The sequence below is a fragment of the Aureimonas sp. AU40 genome (assembly GCF_001463785.1).
GTDB lineage: Bacteria > Pseudomonadota > Alphaproteobacteria > Rhizobiales > Rhizobiaceae > Aureimonas.
Genome location: NZ_BBWL01000046.1, coordinates 1 through 15,747, shown reverse-complemented (window position 1 = coordinate 15,747; position 15,747 = coordinate 1). Strand labels below are relative to the sequence as shown.

At 66.0% G+C, this 15,747-nt stretch carries 14 protein-coding genes; 13 read left to right on the top strand and 1 reads right to left on the bottom strand.

Going from position 1 to position 15,747, the window contains the following annotated elements; all coding sequences use genetic code 11:
* Nucleotide 1 precedes the first annotated feature (1 nt).
* The 8 genes from AUL32_RS17975 (at nucleotide 2) to AUL32_RS17940 (ending at nucleotide 8,727) form a co-directional block, all read left to right on the top strand.
* Entirely contained in the window at nucleotides 2–736 is a 735-nt protein-coding gene (locus tag AUL32_RS17975) for a 3-oxoacid CoA-transferase subunit A (protein ID WP_062117985.1), read from the top strand.
* The gene (locus AUL32_RS17970) at nucleotides 733–1,404 is read left to right on the top strand and encodes a 3-oxoacid CoA-transferase subunit B (RefSeq protein ID WP_062117982.1); all 672 of its coding nucleotides are present in this window, start codon (nucleotides 733–735) and stop codon (nucleotides 1,402–1,404) included. The genes AUL32_RS17975 and AUL32_RS17970 overlap by 4 nt, the downstream gene beginning before the upstream one ends.
* Nucleotides 1,405–1,406: 2 nt before the next feature.
* Nucleotides 1,407–2,609 carry a 3-oxoadipyl-CoA thiolase gene (pcaF, locus tag AUL32_RS17965; RefSeq protein WP_062117979.1) on the top strand — a complete coding sequence of 401 codons (1,203 nt, stop codon included), beginning with the start codon at nucleotides 1,407–1,409 and terminating at the stop codon, nucleotides 2,607–2,609.
* Nucleotides 2,610–2,941: 332 nt separating this feature from the next.
* The gene (locus AUL32_RS17960; RefSeq protein ID WP_062117976.1) at nucleotides 2,942–4,195 is read left to right on the top strand and encodes an ABC transporter substrate-binding protein; all 1,254 of its coding nucleotides are present in this window, start codon (nucleotides 2,942–2,944) and stop codon (nucleotides 4,193–4,195) included.
* Nucleotides 4,196–4,300: 105 nt separating this feature from the next.
* Nucleotides 4,301–5,200 carry a carbohydrate ABC transporter permease gene (locus AUL32_RS17955; protein ID WP_062118362.1) on the top strand — a complete coding sequence of 300 codons (900 nt, stop codon included), beginning with the start codon at nucleotides 4,301–4,303 and terminating at the stop codon, nucleotides 5,198–5,200.
* Nucleotides 5,197–6,084, top strand: a complete 888-nt coding sequence (locus AUL32_RS17950) for a carbohydrate ABC transporter permease (protein ID WP_061978470.1) — start codon at nucleotides 5,197–5,199, stop codon at nucleotides 6,082–6,084. The genes AUL32_RS17955 and AUL32_RS17950 overlap by 4 nt, the downstream gene beginning before the upstream one ends.
* Nucleotides 6,085–6,119: 35 nt before the next feature.
* Complete coding sequence (locus tag AUL32_RS17945) at nucleotides 6,120–7,634, top strand: DUF5060 domain-containing protein (protein ID WP_062117973.1); 1,515 nt, start codon at nucleotides 6,120–6,122, stop codon at nucleotides 7,632–7,634.
* Nucleotides 7,635–7,659: 25 nt separating this feature from the next.
* On the top strand, nucleotides 7,660–8,727 hold the full coding sequence (locus AUL32_RS17940; protein WP_062117971.1) for an ABC transporter ATP-binding protein: 1,068 nt from the start codon (nucleotides 7,660–7,662) through the stop codon (nucleotides 8,725–8,727).
* Between the two features lie 139 nt (nucleotides 8,728–8,866).
* Here the strand turns inward: AUL32_RS17940 and AUL32_RS17935 are convergent, their stop codons facing one another.
* Nucleotides 8,867–9,796: a LysR family transcriptional regulator gene (locus AUL32_RS17935; protein WP_062117968.1), complete on the bottom strand. Its 930-nt coding sequence runs from the start codon at nucleotides 9,794–9,796 to the stop codon at nucleotides 8,867–8,869.
* A 97-nt stretch (nucleotides 9,797–9,893) separates the two neighbouring features.
* Here AUL32_RS17935 and hglS point away from each other — a divergent pair, with 97 nt between their 5' ends.
* The 5 genes from hglS to AUL32_RS17910 form a co-directional block, all read left to right on the top strand.
* On the top strand, nucleotides 9,894–11,261 hold the full coding sequence (gene hglS, locus AUL32_RS17930; protein ID WP_062117965.1) for a 2-oxoadipate dioxygenase/decarboxylase HglS: 1,368 nt from the start codon (nucleotides 9,894–9,896) through the stop codon (nucleotides 11,259–11,261).
* Complete coding sequence (locus AUL32_RS17925; RefSeq protein ID WP_062117962.1) at nucleotides 11,258–12,664, top strand: FAD-binding oxidoreductase; 1,407 nt, start codon at nucleotides 11,258–11,260, stop codon at nucleotides 12,662–12,664. Before hglS ends, AUL32_RS17925 begins: the two co-directional genes overlap by 4 nt.
* 58 nt (nucleotides 12,665–12,722) lie before the next feature.
* Nucleotides 12,723–14,195, top strand: a complete 1,473-nt coding sequence (amaB, locus tag AUL32_RS17920; protein WP_062118359.1) for an L-piperidine-6-carboxylate dehydrogenase — start codon at nucleotides 12,723–12,725, stop codon at nucleotides 14,193–14,195.
* Between the two features lie 8 nt (nucleotides 14,196–14,203).
* Nucleotides 14,204–15,439, top strand: coding sequence for a pyridoxal phosphate-dependent aminotransferase (locus AUL32_RS17915; RefSeq protein ID WP_062117960.1), 1,236 nt, complete (start codon nucleotides 14,204–14,206; stop codon nucleotides 15,437–15,439).
* Nucleotides 15,436–15,747 (top strand): electron transfer flavoprotein subunit beta/FixA family protein (locus AUL32_RS17910; protein WP_441294110.1); only part of this gene is annotated, 312 nt, incomplete at its 3' end. The genes AUL32_RS17915 and AUL32_RS17910, both read left to right, overlap by 4 nt.

Sequence of the window (15,747 nt, the reverse complement as noted above, 5' to 3'; positions counted from 1 at the left end):
CATGGACAAGACAGTTTTGGACCTCGCGACCGCCGTTGCGGTCGTCGAGGACGGCATGACAGTGATGATCGGCGGTTTCGGCGGCTCGGGCGCGCCGATCGAGCTGATCCACGCGCTGATCGACCGCTTCGTCGCCACCGGCTCGCCGAAGAACCTCACCGTCGTCAACAACAACGCGGGCAACGGCCATGTCGGCCTCGCGGCGCTGATCGAGCAGGGCATGGTCGCCAAGCTGATCTGCTCCTTCCCGCGGTCGGCCGACCCGCGCGTCTTCACCGAGCGCTATCTCGCCGGCGAGATCGAGCTGGAGTTGGTGCCGCAGGGCACGCTTGCCGAGCGTATCCGGGCCGGCGGGGCGGGCATTCCCGCCTTCTATACGCCGACGAGCTACGGCACGGATCTGGCCAAGGGGAAGCCCGTCGAGGAGTTCGACGGCAGGCCCTATGTGCGCGAGCGCTGGCTGAAGGCCGATGTGGCGCTGATCAAGGCGCATCGCGGCGACCGGCTCGGCAACCTCACCTTCAACAAAGCGGCACGCAACTTCAATCCGTTGATGGCCATGGCCGCCGCCACGACCATCGTGCAGGTGTCGGAGATCGTCGAGCCCGGCGCCATCGATCCTGAAGCGGTCGTGACCCCTGGCATCTTCGTGCAAGGCGTCGTCGCGGTCGCCGATCCCGCGCAGGAGGAAGACCTCAACCGCTCCAACGCCCACTATCCTCCGAGGGCCGCATGAGTTCGAAACTCTCCTCCACCCAGATCGCCTGGCGCGCCGCGCAGGACATCACCGACGGCGCCTATGTCAATCTCGGCATCGGCTTTCCCGAGATGGTAGCGCGTTTCCAGCCGCCCGGCCGCGAGGCGATCTTCCACACCGAGAACGGCATCCTCGGCTTCGGCGAGGCGCCGGCGGTGGGTGAGGAAGACTGGGACCTCATCAACGCCGGCAAGAAGGCGGTGACGCTCAAGCCCGGCACGGCCTTCTTCCACCACGCGGACTCGTTCGCCATGGTGCGCGGCGGGCATCTCGATGTCGCGATCCTCGGCGCCTACGAAGTGGCCGAGACCGGCGATCTCGCCAACTGGTCCACCGGCCCCAAGGGCGTTCCGGCCGTCGGCGGCGCCATGGACCTGGTCCACGGCGCCAAGCGCGTCGCCGTCATCACCGACCACGTCACCAAGGACGGGAAGCCCAAGCTGGTGAAGCGCTGCTCGCTGCCGCTGACGGGTGTCGGCTGCGTCACCCGCGTCTACACCAGCCTCGCGGTGATCGACATCGAGGGCGGGCATTTCATCCTGCGCGAGAAGCTGCCGTCCCTCTCGGTCGAAGACCTGCAAGCCCAGACAGGCGCCGAACTCCTGGTGCCCGGTCCCGTCGCCGACCTCCTCGTTCCGGAGCTTTGAAGATGAGCGAAGCCTTCATCTGCGCCTACCTGCGCACGCCCATCGGCCGTTTCGGCGGCGCCTTGTCCTCCGTGCGGGCCGACGATCTCGGAGCCGTCCCGTTGAAGGCCCTGATGGAGCGCCATCCGTCAGTCGACTTCGGCGCGGTGGACGAGGTGATCTTCGGCTGCGCCAATCAGGCGGGCGAGGACAACCGCAACGTCGCGCGCATGTCGCTCCTGCTCGCCGGCCTGCCCGAGACCGTGCCGGGAACGACGATGAACCGCCTCTGCGGGTCCGGCATGGATGCGGTGATCACGGCGGCCCGCGCCATCAAGGCGGGCGAGGCCGAGCTGGTGATCGCGGGCGGCGTCGAGTCCATGAGCCGCGCGCCTTTCGTCATGCCGAAGGCCGAAACAGCCTTCTCGCGTCACGCCGAAATCCACGACACGACGATCGGCTGGCGCTTCGTCAACCCGTTGATGCAGGCGCAGTACGGCGTCGATTCCATGCCCGAGACGGGCGAGAACGTCGCCGAGGATTTTGGCATCTCGCGCGAGGACCAGGACGCCTTCGCCGTGCGCTCGCAGAACAAGGCTGCGGCGGCGCAGGGCAACGGGCGGCTGGCGAAGGAGATCGTCCCGGTGACGATCCCGCAGCGAAAGGGTGATCCGAAGATCGTGGATGCGGACGAGCATCCGCGCGCGACGACGATCGAGACCCTTGCCAAGCTGCCGACGCCCTTTCGCAAGGGTGGCACGGTGACGGCGGGCAACGCCTCAGGCGTCAACGACGGCGCGGCGGCGCTGATCGTGGCGAGCGAGGATGCTGCGCGTCGCCACGGCCTGACGCCGATCGCGCGCATTCTCGGCGGCGCCACGGCGGGCGTCGCCCCACGCATCATGGGCTTCGGCCCCGCCCCGGCCTCGAAGAAGCTGATGGCCCGTCTGGGACTCGCCCAGACCGACTTCGACGTGATCGAGCTGAACGAAGCCTTCGCGAGCCAGGGCCTCGCAACGCTGCGCGACCTCGGCATCAGGGACGACGACGCCCGCGTGAACCCGAACGGCGGCGCCATCGCGCTCGGCCATCCGCTCGGCATGTCGGGCGCCCGCATCGCCGGCACGGCGGCGCTGGAACTTGCGCTGACGGGCAAGCGCCACGCGCTCGCGACAATGTGCATCGGCGTCGGCCAAGGCATCGCCATCGCGCTGGAACGGGCGTGAGGCGCTTGCCTAGCGTGGGCTAGACCCAGGAATCATCGATCAGAGCCAAACGATGATGATAGCGGCGGTCCAGTTGGTTGAAGAGAAAGTGTACGCGCATCGGTCGGAGCGAGTTGCAATGCGCCTGACGTCCTTGAGCTTGGGGAACAGGTTTTCGACCTTGTGGCGCTGGCGGTAGAGGATCGTGTCGTAAACCCTGACGACAAGTCGAACCGACGTGCATGCACGGGAAACGCGATCACCAGCCTTTGGCCGGGTATCTCATTATACCAGTTGACAGGCTTGGCTCCAGACGATTTCCTTTCCTCAACTTATAGCCTGGGAGGGTGATCATGCGAACATATCGGGATGCGATCGGCGCCGTCGGACTCTGCGCGGCCGCTCTTCTGGGCGGCACCGGTTGGGCCAGCGCGCAGGCACAGACCTTGACGTTCTGGACGCTCAATTACGATGCGGCGTCGGCGAACCAGGCTCTGCGCGACATCGCCACGGAGTTCGAAGCCAAGAACCCGGGCACCAAGATCGAGATCGTCCAACGCGCGGTCGACGAGCACAAGACGGCTCTGCGCGTGGCAGCCGGCTCGAATCGCGGCCCCGACATCTTCTTCAGCTGGGCGGGTCTGGGGCTCGGCGGCGAGTATGTGAAGGCCGGCCTGTCGCGCCCGCTCGACGCCTATTACACCCAGTACAAGTGGAACGACGAGCTTCTGCCCTCGGCGGCGGCGTTCGCCGACCTTTATCCCGGCGGCAAGCACGGCGTGCCGTTCACCTTCAAGGGCGAGGCGGTCTACTACAACAAGAAGCTCTTCCAGGATGCCGGCATCACGGCCGAGCCCAAGACCTATGACGAACTTCTGGCCGCGGCGGAAAAACTGAAGGCTGCGGGAACCCCGGCCTTCACCTTCGGCGGTTCGGTCAACTGGCATGTCATGCGACTGCTGGACGTCATTCTCGAAACGAAATGCGGGGCGGAAAAGCACGACGCCCTCAAGGCGATGAAGACGAGCTGGACGACGGAACCCTGCGCCACGCAGGCGTTCACCGAGTTCGCCAAATGGACGAAGGATTACACGTTGCAGCCCTTCATGGGCATCGACAACAAGCAGTCGTTCAGTCTGTTCGTCGCCGGTCGCGCGGCCATGATGCTGGAAGGCGACTGGCTCGTGGCGCAGCTTGCCGGCACGGCCAATCTAGACGACTACGGCGTCTTCCCGTTCCCGACGGACACCAACCGCCTTTACGGCTTCGCCGAATACAATTACGTCAGCAGCAAGAGCGCCAATCCCGACCTTGCCGCCAAGTTCCTCGACTACTTCATCTCCACGGACACGCAGCAGAAGCATCGGGGCCAGATCAGCGCCATCTCGGTGAACAAGAACGTGCGCTATGACGACCAGCGGCCGATGGAGGCCGAGTGGCTCGGCTTCTTCAAGCAGTACGACAAGATCTACATGAACGGCGATCAGGCGTTCCCGCTCGACGTGACGACGGAGTATTTCCGTCTCATCAACGAGGTCGCCGGCGGCAACATGGAGCCGGCGCAGGCCGCAGCCGATCTTCAGGACTTCATCGAGAGTCGCGGCTGAGCTAAGCGCCCGCTTTCCTCGATCCGAGCGTCCGCACAGGCGGACGCTCGAGCCTCACCGGACAAGGCCGCCGGAACGGCGACGCTCGGCCCAAGAGAACCCATGATGACCCTGCGATCCCGATTGAGCGATCCGCGCGTGCAGGCCTTCGTCCTGCTGGCGCCGGCTTTCCTGATCTATGCCACCTTCGCGCTCTACCCGATGATCGACGTGATCGGCCTGAGCTTCCACCGTTGGAACGGGCTGGACCCCGAACGTCGCTTCGTCGGCCTCGCCAACTACCGGGCGATCTTCACCCGCGATCCCGTTTTCTGGAGGGCCTTCCACAACACGGTCCTGTGGACTGTCCTGTCGATCGTCTTCCCGCCGATGACGGGCCTTCTTCTGGCCCTCGGGTTGAACCGGAGGATCTTCGGCCGCAACTCCTTCCGGGCGATCTTCTATCTCCCCGTCATCATCGCGCCGATCGCCGTCGCGACGATGTGGAAGTGGATTTACGACCCGTTCTACGGCCTGTTCAACGGCCTCCTGACCTCGCTGGGCCTCCAGGCATGGATCATGGATTGGCTGGGCGACCGCGACATCGCGCTCTACTCGATCTTCGTCGCCTATTTCTGGCAGTCGGTCGGCTTCTCGATGGTCCTGTTCCTGGCCGGGCTCCAGGGTGTCTCGGGCACGCTCATCGAGGCGGCGCGCATCGACGGCGCCGGGCGCTGGTCGATCTTCCGGCACGTTACGCTGCCGGCCCTGCGCCCCACGATCACCATCGTGCTGGTCCTGTCCACGATCTCGTCCCTCAAGGCCTTCGACATCGTCTACGGTCTCACCGGAGGAGGTCCGGCCCAATCGACGCAGATGCTCGCGCTCTGGGCCTTCACGCAGGCCATGCAGATCTTCGATTTCGGTAGGGGCGCCGCGATCTCAGTGGTTCTTCTTCTCATCACCTTGGCTATCGTCGTTCCCTATCTGCGCTGGACGCAGAAGCACGAGGAGCGCGACCAATGAGCTTGGCCCCTCCTTCGCTGACCTCGAAAAGTGTGGACGTCATCGCCCGGCCCAGCGCGCTGAGGGACCCCGTCCTTCTCGGATTGTTCGTCGCGCTCCTGCTGGTCGCCGTGATCTGGATCGCGCCCTTCGTGTTCATCGTCTTCACGTCGCTGAAGACGCAGGCCGCCGTCACGGCGACGGGCGCCTTCGTGCCGCCCAGCGAACTCGCCTTCGAGAACTATTCCGACGCCTGGAGCCGGGGGAACTTCGCAAGCTCCTTCTTCAACAGCGTCATCATCACCCTCGTGAAGGTGCCGATCGGCCTGATGCTCTCCGCCATGGCCGCCTATGCGCTGGCCAAGATCCAGATGCGCTGGGGCAAGCTGCTCCTGCTGCTCATCGTGTTCGGAACCATGATCCCGTTCCAGGTCATGCTGGCTCCGCTCTTCACGCTCGTGAACTCGCTCGGCCTCATCGACACCTATGCCGGCGTGATCCTCCCCTATATCGCCTTCGGCGTTCCCTATCAGGTCTTCATCCTGCACAGCTTCTTCCGGGGCATTCCCAAGGAACTCTCGGAAGCGGCGCTGATCGACGGCGCGGGGCATTTCACGATCTTCCGGCGCATCTTCCTGCCGGTCTGCCTTCCCGTTCTGGCCGCTCTTCTCATTCTCGACTTCGTCTCGACCTGGAACGAGTTCGCGATGGCTCTGGTGCTGCTGCAGGATCAGGGAATGTGGACGCTGCCATTGGGGCTCATGTCCTTCCAGGGCCAGTTCTCCAGCAATTACGGCCAGTTGAACGCGGCCATCGTGATGACCGTGCTGCCCGCGACGCTCGTCTACCTCATCTTCCAAAGGTACTTCGTGTCCGGCCTCACCTCCGGCGCGGTCAAGGGCTGACCGAACCTCCATCGCCTTTCATGCAAGGGAATTCCATGATCAGTGCATCCGTCGAGAAATGGGGCGTGTTCGAAACCTCGCTCGAAGGACCTTCCAGCGGCAATCCCTATCGCGACGTCGAGCTGGACGCGCTCTTCATCCAGAAGAGCCGGGAAATCCGCGTTCCCGGTTTCTACGACGGGGACGGCGTCTATCGCATCCGGTTCATGCCCGACACCGAGGGCGAGTGGACCTACCGGACCCGGTCGAACTGCGCGGAGCTCGACGGCCAGTCAGGCGCCTTTCAGGTCGGCCCCGCCGGGGCGGCCAACCACGGCCCGGTTCGCGTGCGCGACAAGTTCCACTTCGCCCATGCCGACGGAACGCCGTTCCTGTCGTTCGGAACCACCTGCTATGCGTGGACGCACCAGCCGCTCGAGATGCAGGCGCAGACGCTGGAAACCCTGAAGCAGGCGCGATTCAACAAGATCCGCATGGGCGTTTTCCCGAAGGACTACCCCTACAACACCAACGAACCGCTGCATCGCTGCTTCGAGACCGGCGCCGATGGCAGCCAGGATTTCGACCGCTTCAACCCCGCGCATTTCCGCCATTTCGAGCGCCAGGTCGCCGCTTTGAGCGATCTCGGCATCGAGGCCGACATCATCCTGTTCCATCCCTACGACCGCTGGGGATATAGCGACATGAGCGCCGAGCAGGACTATCGCTACGTCGCCTATCTCGCCGCGCGTCTCTCGGCCTACCGCAACGTCTGGTGGGCGCTGGCCAACGAATACGACTTCCTGCTGGACACCAAGCCGATGGAACAGTGGGACCGCTACTTCCACATTCTGGAAGAGAACGACCCCTACCAACATCTGCGGTCCATCCATAACGGCGAAGCCACGATGAACTTCGATCATCGCAAGCCGTGGGTCACCCATGTCTGCATCCAGAATCCCGACGTCAAACGAACGCAGGAATGGCGCGACGCCTATGGAAAGCCGGTGGTTAACGACGAGCCGGAATACGAGGGCGACATCGTTCAGAGCTGGGGCAATCTGAGCGCTCAGGAGTTGGTCCATCGCTTCTGGCTGACGGTGACGCGGGGCGGCTATGCCGGGCACGGCGAGACCTATTCCCATCCCGACGACCTGATCTGGTGGGCCAAGGGCGGGGAGCTGCGCGGCGAGGCCTGGAAGCGCATCGGCTTCCTGCGCGACCTTCTGGAAAAGGACGGCGTCACCGGCCTCGATCCGCTGGGCAAGTTCGGGGCGTTTCCCTGGACGCGCGTGTCGGGCGCCAGCGACGGGCGGACGCGCTACATCTATCTTGGCGAGCACCAGCCCATCGTCTGGTCCACGGGCTTGCCCACGGAGGGCGACGATTACGAGGTCGACATCATCGACACCTGGAACATGACCGTGACGCCCGCGCGAAAGGTCGAGGCGCCCATTCCTCACCCCACACGGCATGGCTCGATCGTGCGGGGCGGCAAGGCGGACGCGGCCTTCGGCGTAGAACTTCCAGGCCAGCCCTATCTTGCGCTGCGCGTGCGCCGTAGCCGCTGACCGACGCCGGGCGAAGGATCAACTCATGGCCACCCTGAATGTGCGCAACCTCAAAAAATCCTACGGCAGCGTCGACATCATCCACGGCGTCGACATCGACATCAAGGATGGCGAGTTCGTCATCCTCGTCGGCCCGTCGGGCTGCGGGAAATCGACCCTTCTGCGCATGATCGCCGGTCTGGAGGACATTTCGGGCGGCGAGATCCTGATCGACGGCGGCGTGGTCAACGGCATGCAGCCGAAGGATCGCAACATCGCCATGGTGTTCCAGAACTATGCACTCTACCCGCAGATGACAGTCGCGCAGAACATGGGGTTCGCCCTGGAGATGGCGGGTGCGAAGCGGGCCGAGATCACGCAGAAGGTCGGCCGGGCGGCCGACATTCTCGGCCTGACGCCGCTTCTGGACCGCCGCCCCTCGCAACTCTCCGGCGGCCAGCGCCAGCGCGTCGCCATGGGCCGCGCCATCGTGCGCGATCCCAAGGTCTTCCTGTTCGACGAGCCCCTCTCCAATCTCGACGCCAAGCTGCGTGTGAAGATGCGCGCCGAGATCAAGGCGCTCCACCAGCGGCTGAAGACCACGATCGTCTATGTCACGCACGACCAGATCGAGGCGATGACCATGGCCGACAAGATCGTCGTGCTGCAGGGCGGCCGGATCGAGCAGATCGGAACGCCCCTGGAACTCTACGACCGACCCGACAACATCTTCGTCGCCGGCTTTCTCGGCTCGCCCGCGATGAATTTTCTGGAGGGGCGCCTGCGGGCGGGCGAGGCGCCGGTGCTGGAAACCAAGGCGGGAACCGTGGTCCCCCTTCTGTCCGCTCCGGCGCAGGCGGCAGATCGCGACATCGTCGTCGGTATCCGTCCCGAGGATATCGCGTTCGGCACCGAGGGGGATGGCGTGCCGGCGTTGGTCACGGTGGTGGAACCGACGGGATCGGAGACCCATGTCGAACTGGACGTCGCCGGCACGCCGATGACCTGGGTCCTTCGCCAACGCGTCGATTTCCAACCCGGCAGCCGCGTGATGCTGTCGCTGGCGTCGGCCAACACGCACTTCTTCGACAAGGCGACCGGCAAGCGTCTTTAGCGCTCCGGTTGCTTTCCGAAACTGAGGACGGGCCTGTCGAGCGACCACTCGACAGGCTCTTCGCCCGGGCGACCATGCGAAGACGCCGGCGGGCAAAAAAATCCCGATCGCCATCCGTCGCCGCTTCGGGCGCAGGCACTTATCCAAGCAGCAGACCGTCCTTTTCAGGGAGCCGATCCGAGCCGGACCCTCCGATCTGCGTGGCGATCCAACTCGCGAAGGATTGCGCTATGGGAGCGGAAATCTGGCCGTCGGGTATGGCGATGTAGTAGGCCATCTCGGTGGCGAGCGGCCTGCCCTCGATCGCGACGAGTTGCCCGACCTGCATCTCGCGCTCGATCAGATAGGTCGGCAGAAGCGCCGCGCCCATTCCCGCCAAGGCGGCTTCGATCAGAAACGAGAACTGGTCGAACCGATGCCCGCGAAATCCGCGCGCCACGTCCCCGCCGTTGAGCGAAAGCCATTGCGACCAGAGCGCGGGGCGCGATGTCAGGTGCAGCAGCGGGATGTCGTCCCGAAGCGAAGGACCCTCCGCTATGCAGAATGGGGCGGCGACGGACACCACCGTTTCGGCACAGAGATAAGAGCAGGTCGCACCGGGCCAGGTCGGTTTTCCATAATGGATGGCGAGATCCGCGCCGGCCTCGACCAGATCGAAGCAGTCCGAACGCGACAGGATCGTGGCTTGAAGCCCGGGATGGAGCTCTAGAAAGCGAGGCAGGCGGGGCGTCAGCCAGCGGCTGCCGAAGGTCGGCAGCGTCGCGATGGTCAGATGACCCGTCACGTCGCGCGAACTGGCGGCGCGAAGCGTCAGATCTTCCACGCCGCGCAAGATGGCGGCGACCTCCCCCCGCAGCCGCTGCCCCGCGCCCGACAGGACCACGCGCTGGCGCACGCGTTCGAACAGCACGATGCCGAGTTGCGTTTCGAGGTCGCGGATCTGTCGGCTGACGGCGCTCTGGGTGAGATTGAGCTCGACGGCCGCCCGGGTGAAATTTCCATGCCGCGCCGCGGCGTCGAACACTTGCAGCGCCGAGAGTTCGGGCATCAGGCTACGGCTCAACTTCATTCCCGCCTCGCATCAAGTCAGTCCAACAAAGCGGGATCGCCGCACTGCCTTATGCTGTATGAGGATCATCTTAACGTAAAGCTCTGCGGACGACGCCATGACCGAAAGCCGCCTCGCCTCCCCCGACGCCATTCGCGCTCGATTTTCCAACGCCATGTCGGCCATGTATCGCCGGGAGGTTCCGGCCTACGGCTCCCTCATGGAACTCGTCGGCGAGGTGAACGGCGAGGTCCTGAAACGCGACACGCGCTTGGCGCAGGATTTGGCGGAAACCGAACAGCTCGGCCGCATCGGCGACGAGCGTCACGGCGCCATCCGCTTGGGAACGGCGCGCGAACTGGCCACGATCCGCCGACTGTTCGCGGTGATGGGCATGGTGCCCGTCGGCTATTACGATCTGTCCGAGGCCGGCGTGCCCGTTCATTCCACTGCGTTCCGCCCCGTGGGCGAAGCTGCGCTGCGCATCAATCCGTTCCGCGTCTTCACCTCCCTCCTGCGCCTGGAACTCATCGACGACGAGGCGTTGCGAGCCGAGGCGGAAGCGGTTCTCTCAACGCGCGAGATCTTCACGCCCGGCTGCTTGGCTTTGATCGAGAAGGCCGAGGCCGAGGGCGGTCTGTCGGACGAGGATGCGGACCGGTTCGTGGCGGAAGCGCTCGAAACCTTCCGCTGGCATCCCGAGGCCCTGGTCAGCGCCGATCTTTACGGGCGACTGCACGACGCCCACCGTCTGGTCGCCGACGTGGTGTCCTTCAAGGGTCCACATATCAACCATCTGACGCCGCGCACGCTGGATATCGACGCGGTGCAAGCCGACATGCCGAAGAAAGGCATTCAGCCCAAGGCCGTGATCGAAGGCCCGCCGACGCGCCGGTGCCCGATCCTCCTGCGCCAGACCTCGTTCAAGGCGCTGGAGGAAGCCGTGACCTTCCCGGGCGCCGAGGCGGCCAGAGGCTCGCACACGGCGCGCTTCGGCGAGATCGAGGCGCGCGGCATCGCCCTCACCCCGAAGGGGCGAGCCCTCTACGACAGCCTTTTGACGAAGGTCCGCTCGCGGATCACCCCGGCGGCGGACGGCTCCAACGCGGCGGAGTACGAGCGCGTGCTGGCGGAGGTCTTCGAGGCCTTCCCGGACGACTGGCGCGAGATCCGCCGGCAGGGGCTCGGCTATTTCGAATGGCGGGGAAGCGCAGCGGGCCTTCCCTCGCCCGATCTCGAAGCCCTTTTGGACCAGGGCGTGCTGCGCTGCTCGCCCATCGTCTACGAGGATTTCCTTCCCGTTTCGGCAGCCGGCATCTTCCAGTCGAATCTCGGCGACGAAAGCGTGCAGAGCTTCGTGGCCAGCCCGAACCAGCGGCGCTTCGAAGCCGATCTCGGCGCGCCGGTTCTGGACGAGTTCGCCCATTACGCCGCCATCGAACAGGCGTCCCTCGACGCCTGCGTGGCCGGCTCGTCTCACGCATGAGCGCTCTTCTCGACGCGCTGCGAGGCGCGCTGGGCGCCGAATTCGTGATCGAGAACCCGGCGGATCGCGAGCGGTACGAACACGGCGCGCGCTACGACAAGGGTCAGTGCCTGGCCGTGCTTCGTCCCGCCGATACGGTGGAAGTCGCCGCCTGCCTGCGGCTTGCCGCCGAGAGCGGCGTTCGGATCATTCCCCAGGGCGCCAATACCGGGCTCGTGGGCGGGTCGACGCCGGATGGCGCGGGCCGGGATCTCGTGCTCAGCCTGGAGCGGCTGAAGAGTTTCGCCTTCGATATCGACAACGCCTCGGTTCGCGTCGGCGCGGGCCTGCTTCTGTCCGACCTCAACGCCCGGCTCGAACCCGAAGGCATGGTTTTCCCCATCGATCTCGGAGCCGATCCGTCGATCGGCGGCATGATCGCCACCAACACCGGCGGCGCGCGCTTCCTGCGCCATGGCGACGTGCGGGCCAATGTTCTGGGGCTGACGGCCGTCCTGCCGGACGGACGCGTGGTTCGTCTGGGCGGGGGCGTGCGCAAGAACAACACCGGGCCGGACTGGAAACATCTTCTGATCGGCACAAGCGGCGCCTTCGGCGTCGTGACGGAAGCCGAGCTTCGCGTTTCCGCCCTGCCGCGCGAGACCGCGGTGGCGCTGCTGGTTCCCGCCGCCGCGGAGGCTGTGCTGCCCGTGCTGCGCGCGATGGAACGCCGCTTCGGTCCCATGCTGAGCGCGTTCGAGGGCATGTCGTCGGGCGCGGTGGAAGCCGCTCTCGCCCATGTTCCGGCCCTGCGCAATCCCTTCTCTCCCGATCCGATCCCTGACTACGCCATGCTCGTCGAGATCGCCCGGACCATGCCGGCGCTGGAGGGGGAGGTTCCGCTCGAAGACCTGCTCCAGTCCGGCCTTGCCGCCTTGATGGAGGAAGAGCCCGATCTGCTCCTCGACGCCCGCTTCGGGCCGCCGGAGCGCGGTTGGGCGCTGCGCCATGCCCTTTCCGAAGGGGTGAAAGCCGCCGGAAAGCTGATCGCCTTCGACCTCGGCTTTCGGCGGGGGCAGACCATGCCCTTTCGCCTTCACATGCAGCGCGAGCTGGCGCGGCTGCATCCCGAGATCCGCGTCTGCGATTTCGGGCATTTCGGAGACGGCGGCCTGCATTTCAACCTCGTCGTTCCCTTCGGCAGTCGCTGGGCGAGCGACGAGGCGGCCGAGAAGGCGCTGCGCGACCGCGTCATCGCCGTGGCGGTCGAGGAATTCGGTGGAAGCTTCAGCGCCGAACACGCCATTGGACGGCGCAACCAGGCCTATTTCGATGCCTATTCCGACCCACGGCTGAAGGCGTGGTCGGCGGCGATCCTTCAAACTTCGGGCGACACGCGCATCGGCGCCGCCCGCTTCGACTGACGAGGACACGAGATTGACCGACACCATCGCCAAGGACACGGCCGACCTGCTGGGCCGCATGAGCGTTTCCTCCAGCTTGTACACGGGCGGAACGCTGACGAGCTTCTCGCCGGTGACGGGCGAGGCCATCGCCGCGCTGCCGGAGCAGAATGCCGCAGCGGCCGGGGATGCCGTCGGCCGCGCGGTTCGCGCCTTCCGGCTTTGGCGCGACGTTCCCGCGCCGCGCCGCGGCGAACTCGTGCGGCTTCTGGGCGAGGAGCTTCGCGCCGCGAAGGCGGATCTCGGCCGCCTCGTATCGATCGAAGCCGGCAAGAGCCCCTCGGAGGGCCTTGGCGAAGTGCAGGAAATGATCGACATCTGCGACTTCGCGGTCGGCCTGTCGCGCCAGCTCTACGGTCTGACCATCGCGACCGAGCGGCCCGGCCATCGCATGATGGAGACCTGGCATCCGCTGGGGCCTGTTCTCGTCATCTCCGCCTTCAACTTTCCCGTGGCCGTCTGGGCCTGGAACGCCGCGCTCGCCCTGGTCTGCGGCAATCCGGTGCTCTGGAAACCGTCCGAGAAGACGCCGCTGACGGCGCTGGCCTCGCAGGCGATCCTCGACCGCGCCCTCGCCCGCTTCGGCGATGCGCCCGAGGGCCTGTCGCAGGTGCTGATCGGCGGCCGCGATCTCGGCGAGGCGCTGGTGGAGGACCACCGCGTTGCCCTGGTTTCCGCGACCGGCTCAACCCGCATGGGGCGGCAGGTCGGCCCGAAGGTCTCGGCCCGTTTCGGCCGCTCCATCCTGGAGCTCGGCGGCAACAATGCGGGCGTCGTCTGCCCGTCCGCCGATCTCGATATGGCGCTGCGGGCCATCGCCTTCGGCGCCATGGGCACGGCGGGCCAGCGCTGCACCACGATGCGCCGGCTCTTCGTGCATGAGAGCGTCTACGACACGTTCGTGCCTCGCCTGCGAAAGGTCTACGGGTCGGTTTCCATCGGCAACCCTCTGACCACCCAAGCCCTGGTCGGCCCGCTGGTGGATCGGGCGGCCTTCGAGGCCATGAACGGGGCTCTGACAGCGGCGCGCGCGGCGGGCGGCGTCGTCCATGGCGGCGAGCGGGTGGCGGAGGCCGGGCCGGACAGCGCCTTCTATGTGAGGCCCGCGCTGGTCGAGATGCCCGATCAGACCGGCCCCGTCCTGGAAGAGACCTTCGCCCCGATCCTCTACGTCATGCGCTACGGTGATTTCGCCGACATGATCGAGAAGCACAACGCGGTCGGCGCGGGCCTGTCCTCCTCGATCTTCACGCTGGATCTTCGCGAAGCGGAGATGTTCCTGTCCGCCTCGGGGTCGGACTGCGGCATCTCGAACGTCAATATCGGCACCTCGGGCGCCGAGATCGGCGGCGCGTTCGGCGGCGAAAAGGAAACCGGGGGCGGGCGCGAAAGCGGCTCCGACGCCTGGAGGGCCTACATGCGCCGCGCCACGAACACGATCAACTACTCCCGCGCGCTGCCGCTGGCGCAGGGCGTGGTGTTCGAGATCTGAGGCGCGTCATGAACGGGACAGGGTCAAGCTTCCGCCCGGCGCGGCGGATCGAGGAACTCGGCGTTTCGGAAATCCTTCAGATCACCGCCCATGCGGCGGCCCGCAAGCGCGAGGGGCGTCCGGTCGTCATTCTGGGCGCGGGCGAGCCCGATTTCGACACGCCCGATCACATCAAGGAGGCGGCGATCGCCGCCATCCGGCGCGGCGAGACCAAATACACCGCGCTCGACGGATCGCCCGAAATGAAGCGGGCGATCCGCGACAAGTTCCGCCGCGAGAACGAACTAGACTTCGCCCAGAACGAGGTGACGGCGGCGGCGGGCGCCAAGCAGATCCTCTACAACGCCATGATGGCGAGCCTCAACGAGGGCGACGAGGTCGTCATCCCGACGCCCTGCTGGACCAGCTATTTCGACATCGTTCGCATCGCCGGCGGCGTGCCCGTCGCCGTTCCCTGCGGTGCCGAAACGGGCTTCCGGCTGACGCCCGAGGCGCTGGAGGCCGCGATCACGCCGAAGACGCGCTGGCTCCTCGTCAACTCGCCGTCGAACCCGACCGGAAGCGCCTATGGCGAGGAGCATTATCGCCCGCTGATCGAGGTGCTGCACCGCCACCCGCATGTCTGGCTGATGGTGGACGACATGTACGAGCACATCGTCTACGACGGCTTTCGCTTCGTGACGCCGGTGGCTCTCGATCCGTCGCTCAAGAACCGCAGCCTGACGGTCAACGGCGTGTCCAAGGCCTATGCGATGACGGGCTGGCGCCTCGGCTATGCCGGCGGCCCGGCCGCGTTGATCGCCGGCATGGCCGTGGTTCAGAGCCAGTCGACCTCCTGCCCCTCCTCCGTGACGCAGGCCGCCTCCATCGCGGCGCTGGACGGGCCGCAGGACTTTCTCGCCTCGCGCCGGGAGAGCTTCGCCGCGCGCCGCAACCTCGTTGTCGATGCGCTGAACGCCATTCCAGGCCTGTCCTGCCGGACGCCCGAAGGCGCGTTCTACACGTTCGCCAGTTGCGAGGGCCTGCTCGGACGCCGCGCGCCGGACGGGCGCACGCTGCGCACGGACCGCGAATTCTGCGCCTATCTGCTGGACGCGGTCGATGTCGCGGTGGTGCCGGGCGCGGCTTTCGGCCTGTCCGGCTATTTCCGTATTTCCTATGCGACGTCGCACGAGGAGCTGCGCCAAGCCCTCGATCGCATCGCTCAAGCCTGTTCGCTGCTGACGGAAGGACACACGGCATGAAGATTCTGGTCTGCGTGAAGCGTGTGGTCGACTACAACGTGAAGATCCGGGTGAAGTCGGACGGGTCGGGCGTCGAGCTGGCCAACGTGAAGATGTCGATGAACCCGTTCGACGAGATCGCGGTGGAAGAGGCGGTTCGGCTGAAGGAGAAGGGCGGCGCGGCCGAGATCGTGGCGGTCTCGATCGGCCCGGCGCAGGCGGCGGACACGATCCGCACCGCGCTCGCCATGGGCGCCGATCGCGGCATCCTGGTGAAGGCCGAGGGGCCGGTGGAGCCCCTGGCGGTGGCCAAGATCCTGAAGGGCGTG